Origin of the sequence: Nostoc sp. UCD121, from assembly GCF_014222285.1 — a bacterium.
In the GTDB taxonomy this organism is placed as follows: domain Bacteria; phylum Cyanobacteriota; class Cyanobacteriia; order Cyanobacteriales; family Nostocaceae; genus Nostoc.
Genome location: NZ_JACKZS010000054.1, coordinates 13,770 through 39,061, shown reverse-complemented (window position 1 = coordinate 39,061; position 25,292 = coordinate 13,770). Strand labels below are relative to the sequence as shown.

The 25,292-nt window shown below is 42.6% G+C and carries 21 protein-coding genes; 11 read left to right on the top strand and 10 right to left on the bottom strand.

Annotated elements, in window-relative coordinates:
- The first annotated feature begins 57 nt into the window (after window positions 1–57).
- A complete protein-coding gene (locus GNF10_RS14035; RefSeq protein WP_185584790.1) occupies window positions 58–918 on the top strand; it encodes an iron-siderophore ABC transporter substrate-binding protein in 861 nt (286 codons plus the stop codon).
- A gap of 124 nt (window positions 919–1,042) precedes the next feature.
- On the opposite strand, the gene GNF10_RS14030 is transcribed toward GNF10_RS14035, so the two are convergent.
- From GNF10_RS14030 to GNF10_RS14020, 3 genes are all read right to left on the bottom strand, one after another.
- Window positions 1,043–1,273, bottom strand: coding sequence for an ABC transporter substrate-binding protein (locus tag GNF10_RS14030; protein ID WP_185584789.1), 231 nt, complete (start codon window positions 1,271–1,273; stop codon window positions 1,043–1,045).
- 309 nt (window positions 1,274–1,582) lie between these two features.
- Complete coding sequence (locus tag GNF10_RS14025) at window positions 1,583–3,415, bottom strand: ABC transporter ATP-binding protein (RefSeq protein WP_185584788.1); 1,833 nt, start codon at window positions 3,413–3,415, stop codon at window positions 1,583–1,585.
- A gap of 90 nt (window positions 3,416–3,505) precedes the next feature.
- Complete coding sequence (locus GNF10_RS14020) at window positions 3,506–5,266, bottom strand: ABC transporter ATP-binding protein (protein ID WP_185584787.1); 1,761 nt, start codon at window positions 5,264–5,266, stop codon at window positions 3,506–3,508.
- Between the two features lie 265 nt (window positions 5,267–5,531).
- Here GNF10_RS14020 and GNF10_RS14015 point away from each other — a divergent pair, with 265 nt between their 5' ends.
- The 4 genes from GNF10_RS14015 to GNF10_RS14000 all read left to right on the top strand — a co-directional run bounded on the left by GNF10_RS14015 (window position 5,532) and on the right by GNF10_RS14000 (window position 11,620).
- Window positions 5,532–6,575, top strand: a complete 1,044-nt coding sequence (locus GNF10_RS14015) for an AraC family transcriptional regulator (protein WP_185584786.1) — start codon at window positions 5,532–5,534, stop codon at window positions 6,573–6,575.
- 299 nt (window positions 6,576–6,874) lie between these two features.
- Complete coding sequence (locus GNF10_RS14010) at window positions 6,875–9,466, top strand: TonB-dependent siderophore receptor (RefSeq protein WP_185584785.1); 2,592 nt, start codon at window positions 6,875–6,877, stop codon at window positions 9,464–9,466.
- Between the two features lie 70 nt (window positions 9,467–9,536).
- Window positions 9,537–10,532, top strand: a complete 996-nt coding sequence (locus GNF10_RS14005) for an iron-siderophore ABC transporter substrate-binding protein (RefSeq protein WP_185584784.1) — start codon at window positions 9,537–9,539, stop codon at window positions 10,530–10,532.
- Between the two features lie 80 nt (window positions 10,533–10,612).
- On the top strand, window positions 10,613–11,620 hold the full coding sequence (locus GNF10_RS14000; RefSeq protein ID WP_185584783.1) for an iron-siderophore ABC transporter substrate-binding protein: 1,008 nt from the start codon (window positions 10,613–10,615) through the stop codon (window positions 11,618–11,620).
- 26 nt (window positions 11,621–11,646) lie between these two features.
- Here GNF10_RS14000 and GNF10_RS13995 read toward each other — a convergent pair whose 3' ends face one another.
- A complete protein-coding gene (locus GNF10_RS13995; RefSeq protein ID WP_185584782.1) occupies window positions 11,647–11,862 on the bottom strand; it encodes a hypothetical protein in 216 nt (71 codons plus the stop codon).
- 465 nt (window positions 11,863–12,327) lie between these two features.
- Between GNF10_RS13995 and GNF10_RS13990 the strand changes: the two genes are divergently transcribed.
- The 3 genes from GNF10_RS13990 to GNF10_RS13980 all read left to right on the top strand — a co-directional run bounded on the left by GNF10_RS13990 (window position 12,328) and on the right by GNF10_RS13980 (window position 15,704).
- Window positions 12,328–12,537, top strand: coding sequence for a hypothetical protein (locus tag GNF10_RS13990; protein ID WP_114080584.1), 210 nt, complete (start codon window positions 12,328–12,330; stop codon window positions 12,535–12,537).
- A 64-nt stretch (window positions 12,538–12,601) separates the two neighbouring features.
- The gene (locus tag GNF10_RS13985) at window positions 12,602–14,266 is read left to right on the top strand and encodes an FAD-dependent oxidoreductase (RefSeq protein WP_185584781.1); all 1,665 of its coding nucleotides are present in this window, start codon (window positions 12,602–12,604) and stop codon (window positions 14,264–14,266) included.
- A gap of 31 nt (window positions 14,267–14,297) precedes the next feature.
- Window positions 14,298–15,704 carry an ATP-binding protein gene (locus GNF10_RS13980; protein ID WP_185584780.1) on the top strand — a complete coding sequence of 469 codons (1,407 nt, stop codon included), beginning with the start codon at window positions 14,298–14,300 and terminating at the stop codon, window positions 15,702–15,704.
- Window positions 15,705–16,198: 494 nt separating this feature from the next.
- Here GNF10_RS13980 and GNF10_RS13975 read toward each other — a convergent pair whose 3' ends face one another.
- The 6 genes from GNF10_RS13975 to GNF10_RS13950 all read right to left on the bottom strand — a co-directional run bounded on the left by GNF10_RS13975 (window position 16,199) and on the right by GNF10_RS13950 (window position 22,422).
- Window positions 16,199–17,254, bottom strand: a complete 1,056-nt coding sequence (locus GNF10_RS13975; RefSeq protein WP_185584779.1) for an aromatic ring-hydroxylating dioxygenase subunit alpha — start codon at window positions 17,252–17,254, stop codon at window positions 16,199–16,201.
- A gap of 183 nt (window positions 17,255–17,437) precedes the next feature.
- Window positions 17,438–17,875 (bottom strand): secondary thiamine-phosphate synthase enzyme YjbQ, encoded by a 438-nt coding sequence (locus GNF10_RS13970; protein WP_185584778.1) that lies wholly within the window; start codon window positions 17,873–17,875, stop codon window positions 17,438–17,440.
- Between the two features lie 84 nt (window positions 17,876–17,959).
- Entirely contained in the window at window positions 17,960–19,126 is a 1,167-nt protein-coding gene (locus tag GNF10_RS13965; protein ID WP_185584777.1) for a pyridoxal phosphate-dependent aminotransferase, read from the bottom strand.
- Between the two features lie 228 nt (window positions 19,127–19,354).
- The gene (locus tag GNF10_RS13960; RefSeq protein WP_114084886.1) at window positions 19,355–19,573 is read right to left on the bottom strand and encodes a hypothetical protein; all 219 of its coding nucleotides are present in this window, start codon (window positions 19,571–19,573) and stop codon (window positions 19,355–19,357) included.
- Between the two features lie 371 nt (window positions 19,574–19,944).
- Window positions 19,945–20,967, bottom strand: coding sequence for a tetratricopeptide repeat protein (locus GNF10_RS13955; RefSeq protein ID WP_185584776.1), 1,023 nt, complete (start codon window positions 20,965–20,967; stop codon window positions 19,945–19,947).
- 471 nt (window positions 20,968–21,438) lie between these two features.
- Window positions 21,439–22,422 (bottom strand): AraC family transcriptional regulator, encoded by a 984-nt coding sequence (locus GNF10_RS13950; protein ID WP_185584775.1) that lies wholly within the window; start codon window positions 22,420–22,422, stop codon window positions 21,439–21,441.
- A gap of 276 nt (window positions 22,423–22,698) precedes the next feature.
- On the opposite strand from GNF10_RS13950, the gene GNF10_RS13945 reads away from it, so the two are divergent.
- From GNF10_RS13945 to GNF10_RS13935, 3 genes are all read left to right on the top strand, one after another.
- On the top strand, window positions 22,699–23,121 hold the full coding sequence (locus tag GNF10_RS13945; RefSeq protein ID WP_260446064.1) for a cupin domain-containing protein: 423 nt from the start codon (window positions 22,699–22,701) through the stop codon (window positions 23,119–23,121).
- 63 nt (window positions 23,122–23,184) lie between these two features.
- Window positions 23,185–23,961 carry an SDR family oxidoreductase gene (locus GNF10_RS13940; protein ID WP_185584774.1) on the top strand — a complete coding sequence of 259 codons (777 nt, stop codon included), beginning with the start codon at window positions 23,185–23,187 and terminating at the stop codon, window positions 23,959–23,961.
- A gap of 176 nt (window positions 23,962–24,137) precedes the next feature.
- A complete protein-coding gene (locus tag GNF10_RS13935; protein ID WP_185584773.1) occupies window positions 24,138–25,199 on the top strand; it encodes an NAD(P)-dependent alcohol dehydrogenase in 1,062 nt (353 codons plus the stop codon).
- Window positions 25,200–25,292: the final 93 nt, after the last annotated feature.

The window sequence follows — 25,292 nt, the reverse complement described above, 5'->3', positions numbered from 1 at the left end:
TCAACTTGGTGGTCAATCTTTTACTCCTGAGTAGCATTTCTTCTAACTCCCGAAAAAATGGGCGAACCGGGAGTAATTAAGCATGAATTAGGAGAAACTTGTGTTCCCCTAAAGCCGCAACGCATTATTGCTGTAGACTCAATCGCATTAGAAGCTTTAGTTGCGTTAGACAAAATACCAATAGGAATAACATATCCACAGTTCTTTGCCAGCAAAGCTAATCTTCTCAAAAAGAGAATAACGGGAATAAGCTATATCGGCAAAGAGTTCCAGATTAATCTAGAGAAATTACTGGAATTAAACCCAGATTTAATTGTGGGTGTATACGGTCTAGAACCAAGAAATTATCAATTATTGTCCCAAATAGCTCCTACAGTTAAAGTAAAACATTTTCAATCTGATTGGCAAACACCTTTGCGAGAAATCGGTAAAATTATTAATAGAACTGAAAAAGTTGAAGAATTACTCACTCAATACGAACAGCGACTTACAAGTATTAGAGAACAATTAGAAAAAAAATTCGAGAAGTTAGAAGTTACTGTTAGCCGTATTCATGGTGGGATGAAGATTCCCGAATTTAGTTCCCAGTTTTCATTTCCTGGTGGAATTGTCAATGCAGTAGGGGTTTCTATGCCACTTCATCAACGTCAATTGATTAAGACCCCTGACGATATTTTAATAATACTAAGCTTGGAACGCATAGATTTACTTGATGCAGATGCTTTGTTTATAGCAGTAGACCCAGGTGCTAAAGAGGCATTTCAACAATATCAAAAGACTCCTCTGTGGCAAACACTAAATGTAGTTAAAAATAAGAAAGTTTACACCGTTGATTCTGGTTATTGGGTGCATGGTAGCATCCTTTCTGCTAATGCTATTCTTGATGATTTAGCAAAATACCTGCTTAAAACAGAGTAAACTTCTAATAAACATGGGTTCAAACTATATAACATCTTTATGTTGGTGTTCTACGGGTTTTTTCTCGAAAGGTGATATCATTTACAAATCAATAGAGTGTGTTTATACATAGGTGTTACCGTTGTTATTCTGCTAAATATTTAAATAAATCATCAAGAATGAGATTGGCGGCAATGTAGCTACCACCATGCCAATAATCACCCCCTACCTCATAGACTTTGCCCGACTTAACTGCATTCAGTTGTAGCCACAAAGGATGATTAGTAATTTGTTGATAGTTATTTGCTTGTGGATGCTGTTGCAGAAAAATTACATCCCCCTCTGCATAGTTAATGCTCTCAAGCGAGATATCCATCCCCTTTTTTTGAGCTTTTCAGTTTGATGAGGCTGATTACCATTGATAAGCTGTTCGTCATCTAGTTTTACAGGGCAATCTAAGGCAGCAAATGGGTTTAGGCGCTAAATTATCAAATTTAGATGCGCGTCAGCTTAGCTGTCTCTTCAAACATTTCATCCATATTTTTGATTGATAAGATACCAGCAATCTCTAGTTGCACGCTCTTAAAGATGATATTTACAATTAGGTTAGCAGCTATTAGATAATTTTCTCAAGAGGGATGTAATGAGGAGTGTCACTAAGTAAGTCGGGGGACTCCCGAATAGACTAAAAAATCCAATCAGCTTGTTCATCAGCTAAAATCTCTTCAAACTTTCCTTGGGCTACAACCCTACCTGCTTTCATCACAATAATCTGGTCAGCGCGGCGTAAAACAGAACGACGATGAGAGACTACAAGACAAGTTGGTGTCCAAGGATTTTCCCGTTGTTCAGTTGTATTAGCAAATATCCGCGACCATAATGTCAATTCTGTTTCCACATCCAAGGCGCTAGAAAGGTCATCAAATATGAGTAATTCTGGCTGACGGACAAACATCCGCGCCGCCGCTACCCGTTGCATCTGTCCACCAGAAAGCCTCACACCTTTTGTTCCCACCAAAGTTTCTAGCTTTTCATTCATAGCTGCTAAATCTTGCTCAAACACAGCTATTTTTAATGCTGCTTCAATATCAGTATCATCTTTAGACAATCCCAGCAAGATATTTTCTCGTAAGGAGTAGCTAAAAAGTTGGGGAATTTGCGGTGTATAAGCACTGCGAGGCGGTACAAAAAAATTAGCCGGGTCTTCAACTATCCGCCCATTCCAATAAATTCCCCCTGCTTGTTTGGGTAATAATCCTAATAAAACTCGTAGTAATGTAGTTTTTCCAGAACCAATACGTCCAGTAATTACAGTTAAACTACCGCGCTGTATTTGTAAGTTGATATCTACTATTCCTTGAGTAGTACCAGGGTAAATATAAGTTAAGTTTGAGAGTTTTAATGATTGTAAATGATGACTCTCATTCTCTACGGGTTGTTCTAATAGAGGTAAGGTTGTTTTATGTCTACCTAAGTCTTGGAGATAAAGTTGATTTGGGGCTACCAGAGTCTCTGTTGATGCACCAGCAATTAAAGCAGTCATGCGTTCAAATGCAACTTCTGTTTGCTTATACAATGCCATAAATCCGCCAACAGAGCTAAAAAATCCTGTGACAAATGACAGGTTATAGACAAACAAAGCAAAGTCACCCACTGTCAACTGATTAACGCCGCTTTGCATAAAAAAAGAAGCCATCACTAAAATTAAACCTGTGCCGAAATTCACCATATTTTGAAACAGTGAATTGAGAAGGGCTTTTAATAGGCTATCTTTAACCATCATCTCGCGACGGTTATCATTTAAGGTGCGAAAATAAGCGAGTACATTTTGTTCTGCACCAGCTACTTTAATCGCTTGCACAGAACTAAATATTTCCCCTAAAATACCCGTTACTTGTTGAGTCGCTTGACGGCTAGCTTTACGATAATGTTTGATGCGGGTTTCGGTTTTTTGGATGATGACTACCATCCCCACTAAGGGAAGGAAAACAAATAGTGTCAGAGGCACATTGACACTTAATAAAATGACTAAAGAAAGTACAGTAAATAATCCTTCTCCAAATATTTCCGATACCCATGCCACATTATCTTCTATGTGTTCAGCATCATCCCTAAAAAAGCTGATGACTTCACCTTGGGATACAGTCTTCTCGGTATGCCCATTAGCAATCATAACTTGAGCATGAGGATTATTTAAAAGACGTTCTAACAAATTGCGTCTGAGTAAAGACCTCATGGTAAAACGGTGCTGAGTTTTGGTGATTCTGCCCAAAAATATGACCGCAATATGACTTAAGTTCAAAGCCAGTAAACCAGCAATAAATGCCCAAGCGGATAAACCAAATAGAGCTTTGCCTGTGAGACTATTAAAAAATTCTCTGATAATTAATCCTGGTAGGGCAGGTAAGCCCATAATAAAAATCCAGAAGCAAGTATCAATTAAATAAAGTTTTGGTTTGTAACAAATCAATTGCCATAATAGTTGCCAACCAGTAAGCTTTTTTGTTGAGTAAATCATAATAATTCGTAATTCTTAATACCTTACAGGAAGACGTTATACCTCTACGTAATTAAAAGAATATAATTAAGTGAATTGACATAATCACGATTAAACTAATAAATCTGTTAGCCCAGCTTGTAATAGTTGAGCAAAACGTGAGTTAGGATTTTTTGCTAATTCTTCTCTTTCACCGTATTCAGTTACTCTACCTTGGTCTAAAATCAAGATTTGATTTGCTTTTTCTACGGTTGCTAGACGATGGGCAATAATAATGCCAGTCCGCCCCATTAATAGTTTATCTATAGCCCTTCCAATGAGTTTTTCTGTCATTGGGTCAAGGCGTGAAGAGGCTTCATCTAGAATGACTAAACCAGGGTCTTTGAGAAACACACGGGTAAAGGCTAATAACTGCGCCTGTCCTGCTGATAAGCCGCTACTATCTGGCCCTAAGTTTGTATCTAAGCCGTTGGGTAAAGAGTGCAACCATTCTGACAATCCCAACATTTCTATTGTTTCATAGATGCGATCGCTGGTAATGTGTGGGTTGAAAAAGGTGAGGTTATTCCGAACAGTGGTTTGAAAAAGTTGGACATCTTGAGTTACTAATCCAATTTTTCCGGGTAATTCTGTCAATGGGGTTTGGTCGATAGGTACACCCCCCAACTGAATTGAACCTGATTGTGGGTTATACAATCTCAAAAGTAATCGCGCCAAAGTTGTCTTACCGCTTCCAGTTCGTCCCAGTAAACCCAACACCTGACCCGCAGGTAAATTAAAAGATACATCTTGCAGTACCAAGTCCCCAGTACCCAGTCCTCGGTCATGGTAGCTAAATGAGACATTCTCACAAGCTACAGAAAGTGCGCCTGGGGGAATTGATTGTTCGCCACTTGTAAGCAATTGAGATTGAAATTGCAATAAGTCTGTGATGCGGTAAATACTCGCATCTGCTTGCTGGAGGTCTTCAAATTGGTTGCGAATTTGTTCAATCGGTTCGCTGAGAATATTGGTGTAATAATACAGCAGGTAAACTGTACCGATGGTAATTGCCTGTTGACTCCATAGGTAAGCACCAACTATGAGAGCAATTATGCTGCCCACAGTAAATATACCGTTGGTTGTCACCCAGAGAATTGTATCGGCAAGGCGGGCTTTATGAAAGATGGGTAGCCAGTTGCGAATAATTATATAGAAGCGTTGCATGACATAGTTTTTCGCTCCATTGGCGCGGATGTCTTCCATCCCTGTTAGCTGTTCACCTAAGAAGCCAAAAAATTCGGCACTATATTGGCGATAGCCTCCCCAATGAAACACTGCTATGGTACGCAACTTGATCAGAGTTGATAAGGCGGTGAGTGCAAACAATAAAATAGCTAAACCGGCTCGCCAATCTTCTATAAACAGGACTACTATCACACCCAACATCATGAGCAAATTGCCTAAGATGTGAATAGTAAATTTCGAGAAAAATTCTGATAAATTCTGCACATCACCGTCTATGCGTTCAACTAATTCGCCTGGTGTACGGTATTTATGAAAGGATAAATCTAGTCTCAAACAATGCTCTACTAAATCTGCACGCAAGGCGTTAGTAGCTGTCCACGCCACATTCTCACCGTAGAATGTGGCAGTAATTGACATTATTTGGGTGATTAAGGCTACACCAATAAACAACAAGGCCGCTAAGAATAATTTTTGGCGATCGCCTCCACTCACAGATGTGTCGATGAAATAACGTAAAATTTGGGGGTTGAGGATTTGTAAGCCGATGCTAATCAGGAGAGCGATCGCAAACTTGATCACCCTGCCCTTTTGTGGTTTGAGATACTCTACAAGTAAGTTCCAGTATTGCTGTAGTCCTATTTTCATAAAGCTTTAGCTATCAGTAAGTAGTATTCTTAAGGTTGCCAAATAATTCCGATTAGTTGAAAAAATATTGCAATAATTTAGTATGTTTAATAACAAATTAGTGCTATAAAATAGGTTAATCTATTCACATTAGTGCTAATTTATATCAATAAGTGCTTACTTGCTGTATTTAATCACAAATACAGATCAAAGTGAATTTGCATTGAGGATTTACCAAAATCTACTAATAATTAGCAACAGATATAATAATTTATTGCTACTAGTCATGACAGTCACAATTTCACAACAAACTTTTTGGGATTTATTTATAGAGATACCAGAAGTAGAAAAAACATGCGATGACATTCCGTCTAGGATAGGCGGGTGCTGGGATATATTTGACACCATTTCTTATTTTCCAAAAGAATTAGGTCAAGGATTTAGTGGAGAAATAGAACTACAGAATGGTTTATATTTAGCTATTTCAGAACACCAATTAAATGACGATTTGATTATAAAACTCCCTGAACGACAACATCCTTTAGAATACAGCTTTTCCCTTGCAGGAGATCACCAAGATAAGAATTGTGATATTAGTAGTGGGCAAAACAGATTGTGGGGTAGCGGACTAGCGCCCAAGGAAAAATATAAATCATTTAAATCAGGAAAAATCATTGAGATTAATGTTCACATGGAACCGGAACTATTTTGCTTTTTTATGGGTAAAGAAAAAAAGCAACTGCCGCAAGAATTAACTCATTTAGTCCGAAACTCTCATCAAGAATATTATTCTCGTTCTGGAACTACGACTCCAGTAATGCAAGTCGCATTACAACAAATCTTAAATTGTCCTTATCAGGGAATGATGAAAAGGATGTACTTAGAAAGCAAGGTTTTGGAACTAATGGTATTGCTGGTTGAAGAAGATGTATCTGCACGTCATGGTAAAAGTGATACCTTTTCACTAAAGCCTGACGATGTAGATCGTATTCACCATGCCAAAGAAATTTTGCTCCGCGATTTAGAAAACCCTCCTTCTTTAATAGAGTTATCCAGACAAGTTGGCTTAAATGACTGCACTCTCAAACGAGGCTTCCGTCTGGTATTTGATACAACAGTATTCGGGTATTTACATCATCATAGATTAGAACAAGCACGCAAATTGTTAGTATCAGGAGAAATAAACATTTCTCAAGCAGCGCGGAGAGTTGGATTTTCTAGCCGTAGTTACTTTGCCACCGCTTTTAGAAAAAAATTTGGCATCAATCCAAAAGAATTTTTGACAGATAATTCGCGTTTATCGATGGAAATGGATAAGTTGATAGGATAAGGATAAGACCAATAAACAGCTTGATTTTTGGTATCCAAATCTGACGCGGAAATCTCAAGATGCCAAAGCAATCATAACCTAATTTAACAAGTTAAAAATTCAAAAATTCCGTCTAGCATTCAAAAAATTCCGTCTAGCGTTCAAAGCACTCGTCTGTATCCAAGAGCTTTCCTGTAAGCTTTTTGATATTAATTACTAATTACAAAGTGATTGGGTATTGGGTTGTAGGTAATAGGATTTCTAGATACCGAGTCTCTAGCCTCCAATCCCCAATCATTTATTTGTGGGTGAGTAGAGTGATGAAAAATAAGTTAAAAAAATTAGCTTGGATGAGCAGTTTGGCTTTGGTACTGGTTAACCCTCCTGTGTTAGCTGAAGATAGCCAAAAACCAATCTCTAAAATTTCTCAATTGAGTGATGTAGAACAACCTGCTACCAATATTAAGCAATGGCTGGCTCAGTCACTCATTCAAATCACAGGTGTCAAGTCCCAAGCCACAGACAAAGGCATAGAGGTAACTTTAGGAACTAATCAATCAGATAAACTGCAACTGGTAAATAAGAGTGAAGGGAATAGCTATATTGTTGATATTCCCAATGCCCAATTACGCCTACCTAATGGTGATACATTCCGTCAAGAGAAAGCGATCGCAGGAATAACTGAAGTTATAGTCACAAATTTAGATACCAACACTGTTCGCGTGACAGTGACGGGTGAAACTGCTGCGCCACAAGTTGAGTTATTTGATGGTGATGAAGGTTTGGTGTTTGGGGTTGTACCAACTGTGACGACTACACAAACACCACAGACACAACCCACGCCAACAGAACCACAATCCAGTAGTGAAACCCAGCCAGAACAGCCATCTGCACAGAGTGAAGCACCTATTGAACTGGTGGTGACTGGTGAACAGGGTGGTTATCGTGCAGAACAAGCATCAAGCGCAACTAAGACAGATACACCTATTCGTGATATTCCGCAATCAATTCAAGTCATACCCCACGAAGTTCTCAAAGACCAAGCAATTATTCGCGTTCAAGATGCACTAAGAAATGTGAGTGGTGCTACTAGCTCAGGTTACTATCAAGGTTTTAGTGAATATTTTTCTTTACGTGGTTTCGAGGCAAATTTATTTCGGGATGGGCTTCGTTTATATCAAGATTTTGGCGGCTTGACTGAAACAGCAAATATTGAACGTATCGAAGTTCTGAAAGGCCCAGCATCAGTATTGTTTGGAGATGCACCTCCAGGTGGTTTGGTGAACTTAGTGACTAAACAACCTTTGGCTGAACCGTTTTACTCTTTTGAAGGAAGAGTTGGTAGTTTTAATACCTATCGAGGTGCAATCGATTTATCGGGACCTTTAACTGATAATCAAAACATACTTTATCGGTTTAATGCTCTTTATGAAAATGCTGGAAGTTTTCGTGATTTTGTAAATTCAGAGCGTGTGTTTCTTGCTCCTATATTCAAGTTTGCGCTTGGCCCTAACACCAATTTAACTATAGAAGGTTCTTGGCTTGAAGAAAAACGCACAACAGATGATGGTACTGTGGCAATAGGTAATCGCCCAGCAAATTTACCACGGAGCCGTTTTTTAGGTGAGCCGTTCCAGAATGTAGAAATAAATGTCACGAATTTTAGCTATCTACTTGACCATAAGTTAGATGATCAGTGGACACTGAGAAATGCTTTTCGCGCTCAATTCGTAAATTTAGAACGTTACTATCCTCTATGGGACTCTCTTGATGAAGAAACGGGTGAGTTAAGCAGATTAAGCTATTTTTCTCAGCGTCGAGATAATGCTTATTCAGTTCAAACGGATGTGATCGGAAAATTTAATACTGGTTCGATTAAACATCAAGTTGTGTTGGGGTTTGACTATACGAAAATCACCGAAAATGGTACTTTTGGGGACTTTGAAGCGTACCCATCTATTAATATATTTAACCCAGTTTACGCTCGTTTAGAATATCCCAAAGAAGGAATACTAAATTTCTTCCGCGATGATAACCTCGATAAATATGGGTTTTATATCCAAGACCAAATCGAAGTAAATCCTCAACTCAAATTATTGGTCGGCGGTAGATTCGATATTTTCGAGCAAACCCGTAGTACACGCAATCTGGGAGAAGAAAAGCAAGAATATTCTCAATCAGATACTAACTTTAGCCCCCGCTTGGGAATAGTTTATCAACCGTCTCAAAATATCTCGCTTTACGCGTCTTATGCAACCTCTTTTGTACCAGTATTTGATGCTAGTCGTAATAGGAATAACGAACCATTTAAACCAGAAACAGGTAGACAATTTGAGGTAGGGGTAAAATCTGATATTACTCGCAATTTGAGCGCAACTTTGGCATTTTATGACCTCCGGAAGCAAAATGTTGCTACTGATGATCCGAATTCACCCGATCCCAACGACCAAATTCAAACTGGGGAACAGACAAGCCGAGGTATTGAATTTGATATTGCTGGGGAAATTACTCCTGGTTGGAAAATTATTGCGTCCTATTCTTACATTGATGCCTTTGTCAGCAAAGATAATAATGGTTTTGAAGGTCGCCGTCGAGACAATATCCCAGAACACGCTGCAAGTTTGTGGACAACTTATGAATTTCAACAAGGAAGTCTACAAGGCTTGGGATTTGGATTAGGAGTATTTTTTGTTGGCGATCGCTTGGGAGATTTAAACAATAGTTTTGTTCTTCCTAGTTTTGTGCGTACCGATGCTTCGGTATTTTATAAGCGCGATAACTGGAGAGCGGCTGTAAATGTTCGCAATCTGTTTGACGAAACCTATTATACGGGTTCTGCCTATGGTAGCCGTTTAGGTGTTTACTACGGTGAACCTTTAACAGTAATTGGTTCGTTTACGGTTGAATTTTGACAAAAATTAAGTGTGAATTATGAGGTACTCTAATCAAAAACCAATCAATTATGTTTGATGTTTAACTCAGATGGAAAGAGGAGAAAGTATTGCGGTGTATCGTTACCTTAAATCATTTTTGCTAGTGATTGTTACTATTGCATTGCTCATAGCTTGCCATAGTCAGATTGCACCAAATGCAATTCTTGGTAACAGTACCTTACCGAAGTCTCCTCTCCCCGTAGCCACAAAAGTCGTCAAACACCCTTTGGGAGAAACAAGAATTCCTGTGAAGCCACAGCGTATCATTGTGTTAAATGATATTGCTCTTTTAGACCCAGTATTGTCTTTGGGTGTCAAACCAATTGGTACAGTAAGTTATTTTCCACAGTACGATTTTTTATTTCGTGGCGTAAGCAATGCTGAAGCAGTTGGTATTGAGATAATTGGTAATGGAAATCAGCCTAATTTAGAAAAAGTTCTTAAGCTCAAACCCGATTTAATTTTGATGCGTGAATATCAGAAAAGTATGTATTCACAATTATCTGCGATCGCACCTACAGTTATGGTAGACTTACCGGGTCTAAATTACTCCTTCAAAAAAAATCTCCGTTTTATTGCTCAAGTTCTCGATGAAAGTGAAAAGGCAGAACAAGTCATCGCTCAATACTATGAACGAGTTAAAAAGTTGCAAAATTTAATAGGCGAACGTCTAAAAGAGTTAGAAGTATCAGTGATTTATATTTTTGGAGAAAATTTGATATCCACCTATTCAGATAAGGAAACCTATAATCAAGTTTTTCAAGATATTGGCATAAGACTAATACCTGTCCTAGCAAATCAAAAACAAGAAACTGTAGTATCAAGCATTGAGGTATTAAATAAATACGATGCTGATATTTTGTTTGTGATGAATGATACTGCAAAATTGACACAAGCTTTTTTTCAAAATCCTCTTTTAAGTCAACTCAAGTCAGCGCAAAAAAATCAAATCTATGAAGTCCAAGTAAATAGATGGTGGACATACGGCTTTTTTGGAGTCAATAAGCTGCTTGATGATTTATTTAAATATCTGGTTCAGCCATAATTTTGATGAAACCTCAGTACTGATTAGTACATTTGTGGTTTAAATTTAGCAAAATCATTTGTGGTCTATGAAAGACAATCATGAATTATAGTAATATCAAAATAGAAAGCTTTACTCGCCAGTGGCGATTGGGAATTGTCATATTTATTACTCTACTGCTTGCAGTAGCTTGTCATCATGATGGTTCTATATCAGTTAATGATCACAGCACAAATACAGCTTGTCATCAGGTCGAACACGGTGCGGGAATAACCTGTATTCCAGAAAAGTTTGAGCGGCTTGTGACTCTAGATGAAGCTTCTTTGGAAAATGCGATCGCACTAGGTATTAAACCTGTTGCTGCTGTGATCTCCGATTTTTCATCATATTTGCAAGATCAACTGACAGGAGTAAAAAACATCGGGACAATTGGCGAACCGAATTTAGAAAGTATTCTCGCCATCAAACCAGACTTGATTTTAGGGCTTGACTTTCAACAATCAATTTATTCCCTTACTTCCAAAATAGCACCAACTGTATTGTTTAACTTTGAACATAGTGGTCAATGGAAAGAGATATTTACGAATATTAGTCTGGCGCTAGGTAAAAAAGAAGTTGCTCAACAAGTTATGGCTCAATATTACCATCGCTTAGAGGAATTTAAAGAGCAAATGGGTGATAACTTATCAAAAATTAAAATTTCTGTAGTGCGAATTTACACAGATAATATCAACATTTATCTACGTGATTCTTTCTGCGGAATTGTTTTGCAAGATGCTGGATTATCTCGCCCAGAATCCCAAAATTTTACAGCATCAGAAGCAGCAAATTTATTTGGTAATTCGATTCAAGTGTCTATCGGTAATGAATTAATTCAAAAAGCAGATGGTGATGTTATTTTCATCTGGACAGGTGAAAATACATCTCAAGCAACGCAAATAGCACTTAAGAGATTAGAACAACTCAAAGCAAATCCACTTTGGCAAAATTTAAAAGCCGTGCAGAAAAACAAAGTTTATTTAGTTCCAGACTACTGGATTGGAAGCGGCATTCTAGCTGCCAATGCGATTATTGATGATTTATTTAAATACGTGATAGATACACCCTAAATCCCTTGACAAGAGTTCGCTTTTTACTATTCTAGAGTTTCAAAACTGTTTACTGCGAAAAAAGACACAATCAGGGGTTCAGTACCAATTTCACCAACAATTAATTCTGCGGTTTGACGTGCGACACCGGGAATTGTATCGAGCAATTTTCTGACTCCAGAATCTACAACAATTTCTCTTCCAAATCCGTCAAATAAGCGCGATTCAGCTTCCCCAACGACTGCAACAGAGTTTAGTGCCAAAGAGTGTTAGCTGAAACGTCCCTTCGAAAAGGTGACAAGCACTTGAGAATTTTGTCTGAAAAAATGCGTGTGAGTCTACAGACTTTTAGCTTACTGCTGCTGCTGCCCGATCAAAGTAGCTGGATAATTCAGCCATCAAAGAGCTACAGTTACCCGGTTGGATATTGCAGCAGCTTTTTTCATCTTGTCCGTAGGAGTATGCGGTTTGTTCTCTTATGCCTGAAATTTAATGCGGTAGACCAGTAATATTCCCCATGCTGCATGGGTTGTGAAACCGCGCGTTACCCTGAATGGCCAAAATAGCTTTATGATTCTCTACAAAACCATATTTGAAAGTATTGTGGTAGTAAACCTAAATATTCTCAAGCTCAGTCTGAAACATAGTAAATTACTTAAAAGTGATTCGTGCAATCTGGGTATTGAACGTTCTTCCAGGGTCAAATAAAGTGCAGGGAGATGAAAAGTATGGCTGAACACCCATTTCATGACCAACTGAGTTTAGAGGAACAAGCTGAGAAACTTGGAAAGCAAGCAGTAAGTTTGGGTCTGATTCCTAGTTTTGTGGTGCATTACTTTCCTGATACTTGGGTATTTTATATACCTAACGAAAGTCAATCAGAAGCGCTGACACCAGAAGAGGCATACTTTCGTTTAAAGCAACTGGTTAAACAGTAGATATTTTAACGACAAATTTTTGAAGATAACAGCTAAGTACTGTAATTGTTAAGTAACAGTAGTTATGGCGAAACCTGCAATTTTAACAGTCGATGACGATCCAGAAGTGTTGCAAGCAGTGTCACGAGACTTGCGACATCAGTATGGCGATCGCTTCCGCATTGTCCGGGCAGATTCCGGTATTACCGCTTTGGACGCGGTGCAGCAACTCAAATTACGGAATGAAGCAGTTGCTTTATTCTTGGTGGATCAAAGAATGCCCCAAATGGGCGGTGTGGAGTTCCTGGAACAGGCAAAAGTCATCTTTCCTGATGCTAAACGTGCTTTGCTGACGGCCTATGCAGATACGGATGCAGCGATTAAATCAATTAATAGTGCCAGACTTGATTACTACTTACTTAAGCCCTGGAATCCACCAGAAGAGCGATTATATCCAGTTTTGGATGATTTGCTAGATGACTGGCTAGCGGGATTCCGCCCACCCTTTGAAGGGATTCGAGTCATTGGTAATCGCTGGTCGCCTTTTTCCCATCAGGTAAAAGACTTTCTGGCGCGTAACCAGATTCCCTACAAGTGGTTGGATATTGAACTGGAGCCGGATGCAGCCAAATTACTAAAATACGCCCAAGCTGATGGTAGACAGCAATTGCCCTTGGTGATGTTTCCCGATGGTTCCCGATTAATCCAACCATCTAATTTAGAGATTGCCGCTAAAATTGGACTGCAAACTCAGGCAGAGCGACCATTTTATGACTTGGCGATCGTGGGTGCTGGCCCTGCTGGACTGGCAGCCGCAGTCTATGGCGCTTCCGAAGGATTGAGTACGGTGTTAATTGAGCGCGAAGCTCCGGGTGGTCAAGCAGGCACGAGTTCGCGGATTGAAAACTATCTGGGGTTTCCTGTTGGCTTGAGCGGCAGCGATTTGGCCAGGCGGGGAGTCACCCAAGCGCGGCGATTTGGGGTAGAAATTCTCACTCCTCAAGTTGTAACTGGAGTTAAGCTGCAAGATCCTTATCGGGTTCTGCAATTGGCGGATGGCAGTGAGATTAGTTGCCATGCACTTTTAGTTGCAACCGGCGTTTCCTACCGTTGGCTAAATGTGCCAGGAGCCGAAAAGTTGACAGGAGCCGGAATTTATTACGGTGCTGCCATGACTGAGGCGATCGCCTGTAGCAATGAAGAGGTTTACCTCATAGGTGGGGCAAATTCTGCCGGACAAGCAGCAATGCACTTTTCTAAATATGCCAGCAAAGTAATTATGCTGGTGCGGGGCGAGTCGCTTTCATTGAGTATGTCCCAATACTTGATTGACCAAATTGCGGCGACTGCAAATATCCAAGTTTGCACAGGTTGCAGCGTTGTGGAAGTGAAGGGAGATGAACATCTAGAAGAAATTGTGATTGCCCATGCCAAGACTGGACAAACTGAAACCATGCCAGCGCGATCGCTTTTCATCTTCATTGGTGCTATCCCCAAAACTGATTGGCTCGATGGTATTATTCGACGCGATACTCAAGGATTTATCATCACAGGCCCCGACTTAACGCAAAATGGCAAATCTCCTCCAGGTTGGGCTTTGGAACGCTCACCTTTCTTGCTAGAATCCAGCGTTCCTGGCATCTTTGCAGCCGGAGATGTACGATCTGGGTCAATTAAGCGGGTAGCATCCGGTGTGGGTGAAGGTTCGATTGCTATTCAATTCGTTCACCGTTACCTGAGCAATGTTTAGCTGGAACAGGAAAAACTAAGGAGGTTGATTCATGTTGTGTATTGAAGAATTGATCAACTTAGACCCGTTTCAACAGCTTTCTCAAGAGCAATTAGAGTGGGTTTGCGATCGCGCTCAAACAGTTGAACTTTCTGCTGGAGAAGTGTTGTCCTATGAGGGAGACCCTGCATGTCGCTTATTTATCTTAGTCAAAGGTAAAATCAACATCACCCGCCGCAGTGAAGGAGTTGAAATTCCCATAGGGCAAAACGAAGCGCCATCATTTTTTGGTGAAATTCCAGTACTTACAGATGAACCTGCACCTGTCACAATGCGGGCATTGACAAATTGCCACCTCTATCAACTCAATGGAGAAGATTTCCGTAAACTGCTGCATGAATGTCGTAATTTTGAGCGGATGGTCTTCCGCATTATGGAACGTCGGATGCGGGGATTAGAATCTTTCATTCGGGGGCGGGAAAAGATGGCCGCTTTAGGGACACTTTCCGCCGGTTTAGCTCATGAACTCAACAACCCAGCTTCAGCCCTCGTTCGGACTTTAGGGGAAATGCCAGCCGCCATCCTGGAACTACAACGAATGAACTTAGTTTATGGGCAACGCAATGTTGAAGAAGCCCATACTCAAGACTGGTTGAGAATCCGGGATCAAGGCTATGATGCGATTTTAAATAATCGTCTAGATCCGGTAACACTAAGCGATCGCGAAAACGTCTTGCTGGAATGGTTAGAAGATTATGGTGTGAAACAGGCATGGAAATTAGCCGAACCTTTAGCAGAAGGTGGTGTTGAGGTCGAAACCCTAGATAAGATGATGGAACGTTGGCGCAACGACGATACTGAATTGCGAGAAATGGGATTGCACTGGCTATCGCTCTCATTTGAAGTCATGTCAATGATTAAACATGGTTTACGAGGAGCCGAGAGGATCTCCGAACTTGTGCAAGCGATGAAGTCATACTCTTACCTCGATCAAGGCGTTCAGCAAGAAGTCGATGTGCATCAAGGTTTAGAAGATACATTGCGACTGTTTGTTCATAAACTCAAGTGCGGCATCCAAGTACAACGCAATTACGAGCAACATCTTCCTAAAATTCTTGCTTATGGGAGTGAACTAAATCAGGTGTGGACGAACTTGATTGATAACGCCATAGATGCGATGGATGGTAAGGGACTGCTGGAAATTACAACACACCATTGCGATCGCTTTGCTCATATTGACATCATTGATTCTGGTAGTGGAATTCCACCTGAAATTAAAACCCGCATTTTTGAACCTTTCTTCACCACCAAATCAGTGGGGCGTGGTTCAGGACTCGGCTTGGAAACCGTTCGCCGGATTGTAGAAAATCGTCATCATGGAACGCTCTCATTTGAATCACAGCCAGGTAGAACTTGTTTCACTATTTGCTTGCCCAAGTCAGCCCCTTTAAGGAATTAAAAATTAAAGATTAAAAATTAAAGACAATCAGTGGGAGCCTGTCTGACTTTTCACGGCATCTTGAAAACCTCACTTCTATTTCTCTCTCCTTTCAGTAGAGACTTTGAATTTTCCCCTTCCCGCGTCGGGAAGGGGGTTAGGGGGTTAGGTCTTTGGTGGACTTTTTCACATAAGTGAAAAGTCAGGCGAGTCGGTAAATCAAAATTGATTCAAAATTTTCTTTATTCTTCCTAACAGAATTTGAAATTTTGCATTTTGATAGGACTTACGCACGAGTTACGGGATAACGAACCACAGAGGCACGGAGGGCACGGAGAAATCAGAGTTTGAGAGATAATTTGCGTAAGTCCTATTTGAATTAAACCAAAGTCAAATCAATGAATCATTGATTCTGGCGGCTCTTTTATTGATTACTGGAATTGTTCTATTAATGGTGTCAGGGTATCATCATCAGCTAAAGTGCCCAAAATTTGCAGAATTTAGTTTGGAGTAATTTAAGCACGCCAGCGAAGCACTTGATCCTTAACAGGGTTCACAAATTCTCGTCCTTCAGCGACAGACCGAGCATACTCCCGTTTTAACTGGTAATACCACTGCGCCTGCATATCTGAATCCTTAATCAGTCGCAGAACAGGATTATATTTAAGGCCAATCTGTTGCTTTTCCACAACCGTTCGGTCTTGACCTAAGAAGGTTTGTGCCAATACATGCAGCAGTGGCTTGAAAAATCCCACCCAGGGAAGTGTCGAGTAAAGAACAAAAGTTACCTCAGTTTCTGTGTCTGAAATGGGGGTAACTGCCGTTAAATTAACAACTCTATGCTTGCCAATTGTGGTTTCTTCTATTCTGACGCTAGGTAAACGAAAAGAAATCTCCGTTTCCGGCACACCACCACCAATCAGCAAGTATAATCGACCTCCATTCGCTGGTAATCGGTGTCGTCGCATAGTAAAGCCGTAGGGTGAAGCATCAAATTGCTTGACTTCCTCATGCAGTTGCCCACTTCGCCACCACCAAGCACGATGAACATAGGGGGAATGAGCAGGGTCCATCAGACCTACTACTGCATGATCCACAAAACAGGGGAATTTCATCACCTCTATAAATTGGGGCGATTGCTCCTCAAACCCTGGAATCACCGGAATCTCCATCTCAGAAGCCGCAGGCTGAGATTTATCGTGATCAGCCATATATATCCAAATATTCCCTTGGGCTTCCCGAACTTCGTAGGATTGTACATCAAAGCGGCTTAAATCCATCTGCTGCTCTTGAACAAGAGATGGAATTGCAGTACAGCGTCCAGCCGGGTTAAAGCGCCAACCGTGATAGCAGCATTCCACTTCCTGTCCATCGAATCTACCACAACTCAAAGGCACGGCACGATGAGGACAAATATCTCTCATAGCCGAGACTTTACCATTTTGATCTCGGACTAACAGCACAGGTTCACCCAAGAAAATGCGGCTGATCATCATACCTGGCTTTATCTGATTACTAGGCAGAGCATAGTACCAAGTATTACGTAATACAAAGTTATCGTTATTTTTCATCACTAATTGCCTCTGCCTTTGACACAACGAAAGTTCTGGTTTGTGGAAAGGAAGGTTATGCTTAGAAACATTCTTTCAGATTTTTAATTGCTGTAAGTAAATTCAACTGATGCACTTGTTAGTCGTGTTCGTAATTCTCTCAGATTTGGGTTGTTCTGAAAGGATCGTAGATGTGAAGTTGCATTATTCGCCAGAAATTTGGACAAATACCGTTCTTTTGCGCGGCCCATCCAACTCAAAAAACAACACAGATTGCCAGGTTCCCAAAGCTAATTTACCATCCACAATGGGAATTATCTCACTAGTAGTCAGCATCATTGCCATTAAGTGAGAGTGAGCATTAATCGGCTCATCTTCTGGGACATCTCTTAAATGCAAGTCATTATGCAAGTAACTGTCCGACTCGGGTGCTAATTTTTGCAAGAATGTTTTTATATCTTCTAACAGTCTGACTTCATTCTCGTTGATAGCTAAAGCTGTTGTTGTATGTCGAGAAAATACTAAAACTTGTCCATTTTTAATTGATGTTGAAGCAAGAAAGTCTTGAATTTGTGGTGTGATATTATAAATATTAATTTTTGGCTCAGTTTCAATTTCAATAAGCTTATTAATAATCGCCATCTGTTCAATTTTATATTTAGGATTGTCGGGGAGGCAGGAGGCAGGAGGCAGAAGGCAGGAGGCAGAAGGCAGAATGAATGACCTCTAATTTCTAACTATAGTTTCCAAACCTTGTACTAATCTTTCTATACCTTCTTTGGCTGTCTCTTTTTGCAGCGCACCGTAAGCAACACGCAGGTAACATCCGTCATCCATACCAAAAGTTGTACCTGGAATGACTGCTACTTTATGTTCTTGGATTAGTCTTTTAACTAACTCAAAAGCATCCATTTGAGTATTAACTTTGAGGAAAAAATAGAAAGCGCCATTAGCAGGCGTGATGCTACATAAACCTTGTAAGCGGTTAAGGGAGTCGAGTACTAATTGCCGCACTTGAGAAATTGCACCTATATTACTCTGCAAATACTCCTCTTTTGCTTGCAATGCCCCTAACGCTGCATATTGAGAAATGACTGGCGGACAAATCAAAATTGTATCCTGGACTTTTTTGATAGCGACAAATAAGTGTTTAGGAATCACCATATAGCCAATGCGCCAACTAGCAAAACCGTATGCTTTGGAAAGGCTAAATAGAGAAATAGTGTACTTGCTACTCCCAAATGCACCAGGAGAAACGTGTTTTACGCCGTTATAGGTAAAGTATTCATAAGCTTCATCGCTGATGTGGTAAATGCCGTGAGTGTCACAAATTTGATTTACTTGGTGCAATGCTGCTTCTAAATAGACGACTCCAGTGGGATTATTTGGTGAAATTGTGACTATAGCCCGTGTTTTGGGAGTAATTGCTTGAGCGATCGCATTTGGACGCAGTTGGTAATTTTCATCTGTCGCCACTAACACCGGACGACAACCAGCAATTGCGATCGCCATTTCATGGTTGAAATAGTAAGGCGTATTCAAAATAATTTCATCGCCTGGGTTAGTAATAGCAAGAATGGCATTCATAAATCCCATATTGCTCCCTGCTGTCACGACGATGCAGTTTTCCCCATTGATTTCAATACCATTGAAGGCTTGCAATTTGCCAGCAAGCGCTGTAAGTAATGGGGGAATTCCCTCAACTGATTTGTATAAATTGTTAGCTGATTCGGCGAAAAATTTGGGTAAAAATTCAATAGTTTCCGGTGGTGGATTGTAATGAACAACACCCTGTCCTAGAGAGATTGTTCCTGGAGAGTTTCTAATCAGTTCCCCAACCACAGGAATAATTGGCGACTGTACACCCTGCATACGAGAGATTAGGGATTCCATATTTACTGGGAATTGGAATTGGGAATTGGGAATTGGGAATTGGGAAACCCACGGGTTTCAAGCGTGGGATTGTAACAAGGACACCGATTTAAGAGCGCTACGCGTCTCGAAAAACATCTTTTTTTCAAATGGGATTTTGACCCATAACTAAAGTTTCTATCACTATATCCCTGTTCCCAATTCCCTATTGCCAATAATAATTAACCGGATTTGCGATTACTCAAAAATTTAGTCAATCGAAATCTGTTGAGGCCCACTCGCTTTGCCATTATGTGCTTCTGTTGTGCTGCTGGTATAGCTATTTGAGCCGCCCTGTTGAGCCAGCCAGCTTTTAACAGGATCATCTGCAAGATTGAGTCGAAGCACACCAGAGAATAACCCACCTACAAATGAGGCTGGATGCTGGATAAATTCTCTGAATATAGGTGACAATTCACTAATGAACATAAAAAGACTCCTGGCGGTGCCATCAAAAATTATTACTTCTTAATTGATCGTAACCTGTTGATTAGTATATGGTCGGCGGTAACGAACTTGCGAACTTTTTGAGCTTTAATTCGAACAAAAAATTCCCAACTTCTTTAAGAAGTCGGGAATTTGAACTTGCGGCATTAATCAGCAGGGGGCAAGGGGGCAGGGAGCAGGGGAGAAAAATCACGCCATTTGGGGTGGGGCTTATCCACGAGAGTCTGCGCGAACAAACCTTGCTAGAAAATGAGGAGGGATGCTTTCACACTATATGGGGCTAGGTTTGTACCTTTTACCTTACCCACTTTCTCCCTCTCCCTGCTCCCTGCCCCCTGCCCCTGACTATCAAGCTACAGAGAATCTATAAACTGCTGTACTTTTTCCAAGAGTGGCTGGTGTTCGATTTGCTCTGCTAAATCTTGAGCGTTTTGGTAGCACGATCGCGCCATTTTTTTACGTTTCGTTGTGGCGTAAAGGGTTCCCATATTCAGCAAAGTTGAAATTTCTCCGAGATTATCGCCCAGTTGTTGATAAATCACAATGGCTTGCTTGTAGAACTTCATTGCTTGGCGATGCTGTGCCAGGGTGCTATAGGTAAAACCAATGTTGTGAAGGGTTGTTGCTTCGCCAGAGCGATCGCTGATTGCCCGACGTGTCAAAAGAACTTGATAGTAGAGTAATAGCGCTTGTTTCGGTTTTCCTAAATCACTATAGATTGAGGCAATATTATTTAAAGTGGTTGCTTCACCAAGCACATTCTTGACGGCTCGTTGAATTGGAAGTGCTGCTTCAAAAAATTCTAGCGCTTGCTCAAACTTGCCTAAGACATTGTAAGCAAACCCAATGCCATTGAGCGTTGTTGCCTCACCAGAAAAGTCACCTAACAATCGCCGCATCCTCAAAATTTGGTGTTGTAGCAACAGTGCCCGTTTCGGTTCTCCTAAGCGGGTATAAATTAGCGCGACATCATTAAGAGTAGAAACTTCACTTTGAGTATCTTGCGATCGCCTAAATATTGGCAGTGCTTTGTCAAAATATTCTAAAGCTTGCGAAAAGCGTCCAAGACGGCTGTAGGTAGAACCCAGATTGCTAAGTGCAGTTGCTTCTGCTGGTGGGTTGCCAATTTCAATAGCAACCGAAAGCGCCTGATTAAAGCGCTCTAATGCTCTTTGAGGTTGCCAGCAACTGAGGTGAGCTAAACCGATATCGTTTAATGTGTGACCTTCTCTGGCTCGATCTCGAATTGCTCTAGCCAAGTGTAAATTTTTGGTTGCAAGATCGAGAGATTCTTGAAATTTACCGCGCTGGTAGTAGCGGTTTGCTTCATCACGACGTTGTTCCCACTCTTTGACTTGATTTAAAGGTTGCTTCATCTGACCTCAGTTGCTTTCTGCGATAAGTAGGCAGGAAATCTCTTGGGAGTAATCCCTCTTAGGTTTCCCAAATTTTAACCTTAATCTTCTATCTTTAGATATAAGACGTAAATAGAGAAGTATGATATTGTTCCATATTTGTAGGAAGATTTATGAAGCAATTAATACAAATACTCCAATAGGGGCGTAAATCTGTGCATCCCTAGTAAAAACCTATATTCCAAGTAATTGAAAGGCTGAAATTGCCGAATTTTGACAGAATTCAGCAATTGTGTTGTCAGATAAGCTAACGCGCCTACATATTTCAATATTTTCCGTGTAGACCGTCATTAGTCATTTGTCATTTGTGTTTACCAAGGACAAAGGACAACCTCACCAGTTGATGTGCAATCTTATTTGCGTAACAGCTTATTAGCAGGCAATTCTAGAGTACAGGCAGTCTTACCAAGATGCCGCGACCAGAACAGGAGATCAGATTGAACTAGCAGTCTCCCTAGCAGCTTCTCGCAGCCGCTCCACATCGCGCATCGGTGGCGCACCAAAAAGCCGCTTGTACTCCCGGTTAAAATGCGAGGCATCGTCATAACCCACGCGGTAGGCAGCACTGGTAGCATCAAGCTTTTCCCCCAGCATCAGACGGCGAGCCTCCTGGAGCCGCAGTTGCTTTTGGTACTGCAAGGGACTCATGGCAGTGACAGACTTGAAGTGATGGTGGAAGCCCGATACACTCATTCCCAGCTCTCGTGCGATGCTTTCAATCTTGATCGGCTCGTTAAAGTCTTTACGAAGTCGCTCGACGGCTCTGGCGATGTGGTAGGTGTAGCCACCCAGAACTGCAATATGACGGAGCCGATTACCTTGCTCTCCCATCAGGAGTCGATAAATGATTTCCCGCTTAATCAATGGTGCAAGAACATGAGCTTCAGCAGGGGAATCTAAAAGCCTGACGAGCCGCACCACAGTGTCCAACAGATTTGCATTCAATGGACTTACATCAATCGCTTTCACATCAGCACGGCTGCGCGATGAGGGATACCCTGCCTCGACCATCACTGAGCCAACAAGGGTAGGGTCAAGATCGAGGCGAAGACTAAGGTACGGTTGCGCCTTGGACGCTTCCAGAATTTGGCTGATAATCGGCAGTTCAACCGTAGCAAGCAGATAATGCATCGGGTCGTACTGATAGCGATCGCTGCCCAGAAGAACTTCTTTGCTGCCCTGAGCGATCGCACAAAAGGCAGGGATAGAGACACTATGAAGGCATTCCGAGGGCGAACAGGAGCGGTTGAAGTGCAAACCTTTGAGCGGCTCAATCGTCCCATCATGACGAATCGCCTGGGCAATCCGCTCTTTCAGTTCGTCTCTGTTGGCTTGCGCTCTTTCTACCTCGCGCTTTGCCTGCGGGTCGTTCATTAAATTGCGATCGGACTTTTCACTAGTTTTTGCAGCGTTCATTTCTAAGTTTGCAGGATTGTACAACAATCTTAGACGATCGTTTTATTGCTTATCCTCCAAAATGCTTAATATGAAGCTAAAGCAATGAAAAAATATTCCGGCTTCTTACAAACGTCTGGATTTTTATTCAAGAGAAAACTCTGTTTTTATTGGGTAAGGGACTCACCTACTGACAACCAAAATGCCATCAAGTCTAACCTTGCTTCTTAAAAAATTCATCCCTATTGATAGAGAAGTGATAAATGCTCAATTTCTAAGATTGGGGCAGCCACCCAAATGGCATCAAGTGAAGGAATTAAGGAAATGGACATTAAAAGAAGTGGCTCACAGCCTTCCGCCAAAGGGCCAGCTGAGTATTTTACCGGCACTGTCCGCATTGACCCCCTGTTCGAGGCGCATGATCCAGCACGCACACTTGGTGCCAGTGTCACATTCGAGCCTGGCGCTCGGACAGCATGGCACACCCACCCGTTGGGACAGACCCTGATCGTGACGGCTGGCTGCGGCCTGGCACAGCGCTGGGGTGGCGTGATCGAGCAAATTCGACCGGGGGACGTGATCTGGTTCTCGCCAGGTGAGAAGCATTGGCACGGTGCCACGGCAACCACAGCTATGACGCACATCGCCATTCAGGAACAGCTTGACGGCAAGACCGTGGACTGGCTGGAAAAGGTCAGCGACGAGCAATGCTCCAACTAATCACCACATTCGGTGGTTTTAGTTTTAATACCTTGTTAGGCGAAGAATCGAAGGAGAAAAATAGTGACGACGAACGAGAATGGAAACTACACAGGAAAAGTTGCGTTTGTGACCGGAGCAGCGAGCGGCATCGGTCGAGCTACGGCGCTGGCGTTTGCCCGTGAGGGTGCCAGCGTGGTGGTTGCTGATGTTTCAGAACCGAGCAATCAAGAAACGGCACGCATGATCGAAGAACTCGGCGGGCAGGCGATCGCCGTCAAATGCGACGTGACGCAGGCTGAGGACGTGAAGGCGGCACTGGACAAGACCGTTGAGGCTTTCGGGCGGCTAGATTTCGCCTTCAACAACGCGGGCATCGAGCCGAGGAAGGCGGCTCCGACCGCGGAGTACGAGGAGGAGGAGTGGAACCAGATTATCGACATCAACCTCCGCGGCGTTTTCCTGTGCATGAAGCACGAGATCCCACTGATCCTCAAGCAGGGGCGCGGCGCGATCGTCAATACCTCCTCAGGCGCAGGAATCATCGGCATCAAGGGCAGCCCCGCGTACACCGCCGCGAAACATGGTGTGATCGGACTGACCAAGGCAGCAGCCCTCGACTACGCCGCGCAGAACATTCGCGTCAACGCCGTCTGTCCCGGCTACATCGACACCCCGATGATGGGTCGCTTTACCGGCGGCACGGACGAAGGGCGCGCGCAGGTGATTGCGGAGGAGCCGGTCGGGCGGATGGGCAAGCCCGAAGAGATCGCTGCGGCCGTCCTCTGGCTCTGCTCGGATGCGGCTGCCTTCGTCGTTGGGCACGCTATGGTCATCGACGGCGGCCAAACGGTGCAGTGATGTTCGTCGCCAACACGATCAAACCCTAAACGCACGACATCGCCACCTTCACCGCCAACGGCGATGACTCATATCGCCACTCAGGAGGTACTCGACGGCAAGTCCGTGGACTGGATGGAAAAGGTCAGCGACAGCAGTATCAGACACCAAATATAAACAACTAGGAGCATCAATTCATGTACAATACGAAAGCTTATTCCGCAGTCAGTGCAACATCACCATTGGCATCTGACACAATTGAGCGGCGCGATCCAACCGAGCATGACGTACAGATCCAAATCCTCTTCTGCGGCATCTGCCACTCCGATGTCCATTCGGTGCGTAACGAGTGGAGCGACTTCATATCTACTACCTATCCCATTGTCCCCGGTCATGAGATTGTCGGACGGGTCACTCAGGTTGGCTCGGCAGTAACGAAGTACAAGCCCGGTGATCTCACTGCGATCGGCTGCATGGTTGACTCGGATGGCACCTGCCCGCATTGCAGGGGTGGTCTTGAGCAGTTCTGCCCGAACATGACCCAAACCTACAACTCCCCAGACAAGCACAAGACTGCTCCAGTCACCTATGGTGGCTACTCCGATAGCATTGTCGTCGATGAACGCTTTGTTCTGCGCGTTCCCTCCAACCTCGATCTGGCTGGAGTTGCACCGCTCCTCTGCGCCGGTATCACTACCTACTCGCCCCTGCGCCATTGGGGTGTTACCGAGGGCAAGAAAGTTGGTGTAGTCGGTTTGGGTGGGCTGGGTCACATGGGCGTGAAGTTTGCTCATGCGTTCGGTGCCCACGTCGTTGTCTTCACCACCTCGCCTGACAAGACGGAAGACGCGCTCCGCCTTGGTGCCGATGAAGTGGTCGTCTCCCGCAACAGCGATGAAATGCAGAAACACACTGGCAGCTTCGATTTCATCCTCGATACCGTCTCCGCCAAGCATGACATTAACGCCTATCTCAATCTACTCAGACTCGACGGCAACATCACCCTGGTCGGCGCACCCGAAAAGCCAATGGATGTCGCGGCATTTAGCTTGATCATGGCGCGCCGCAGCCTTTCCGGTTCTATGATCGGCGGCATCACCGAAACCCAGGAAATGCTCGACTTTTGCGGCGAACACAACATCACTGCGGATGTCGAAGTCGTCCCCATTCAGAAGGTCAACGAAGCTTACGATCGCCTGCTCAAGTCTGATGTGAAATATCGCTTCGTGATTGATATGGCATCCCTGAAATCTGAATAATCTCAAAGGAGTCACAATGCAACCGCGCGAGAACCTTAGAAGTATCGGCGGTCAGCTTCGCTCTCGCCGAAGGCAACGGACTGGACTTGGATT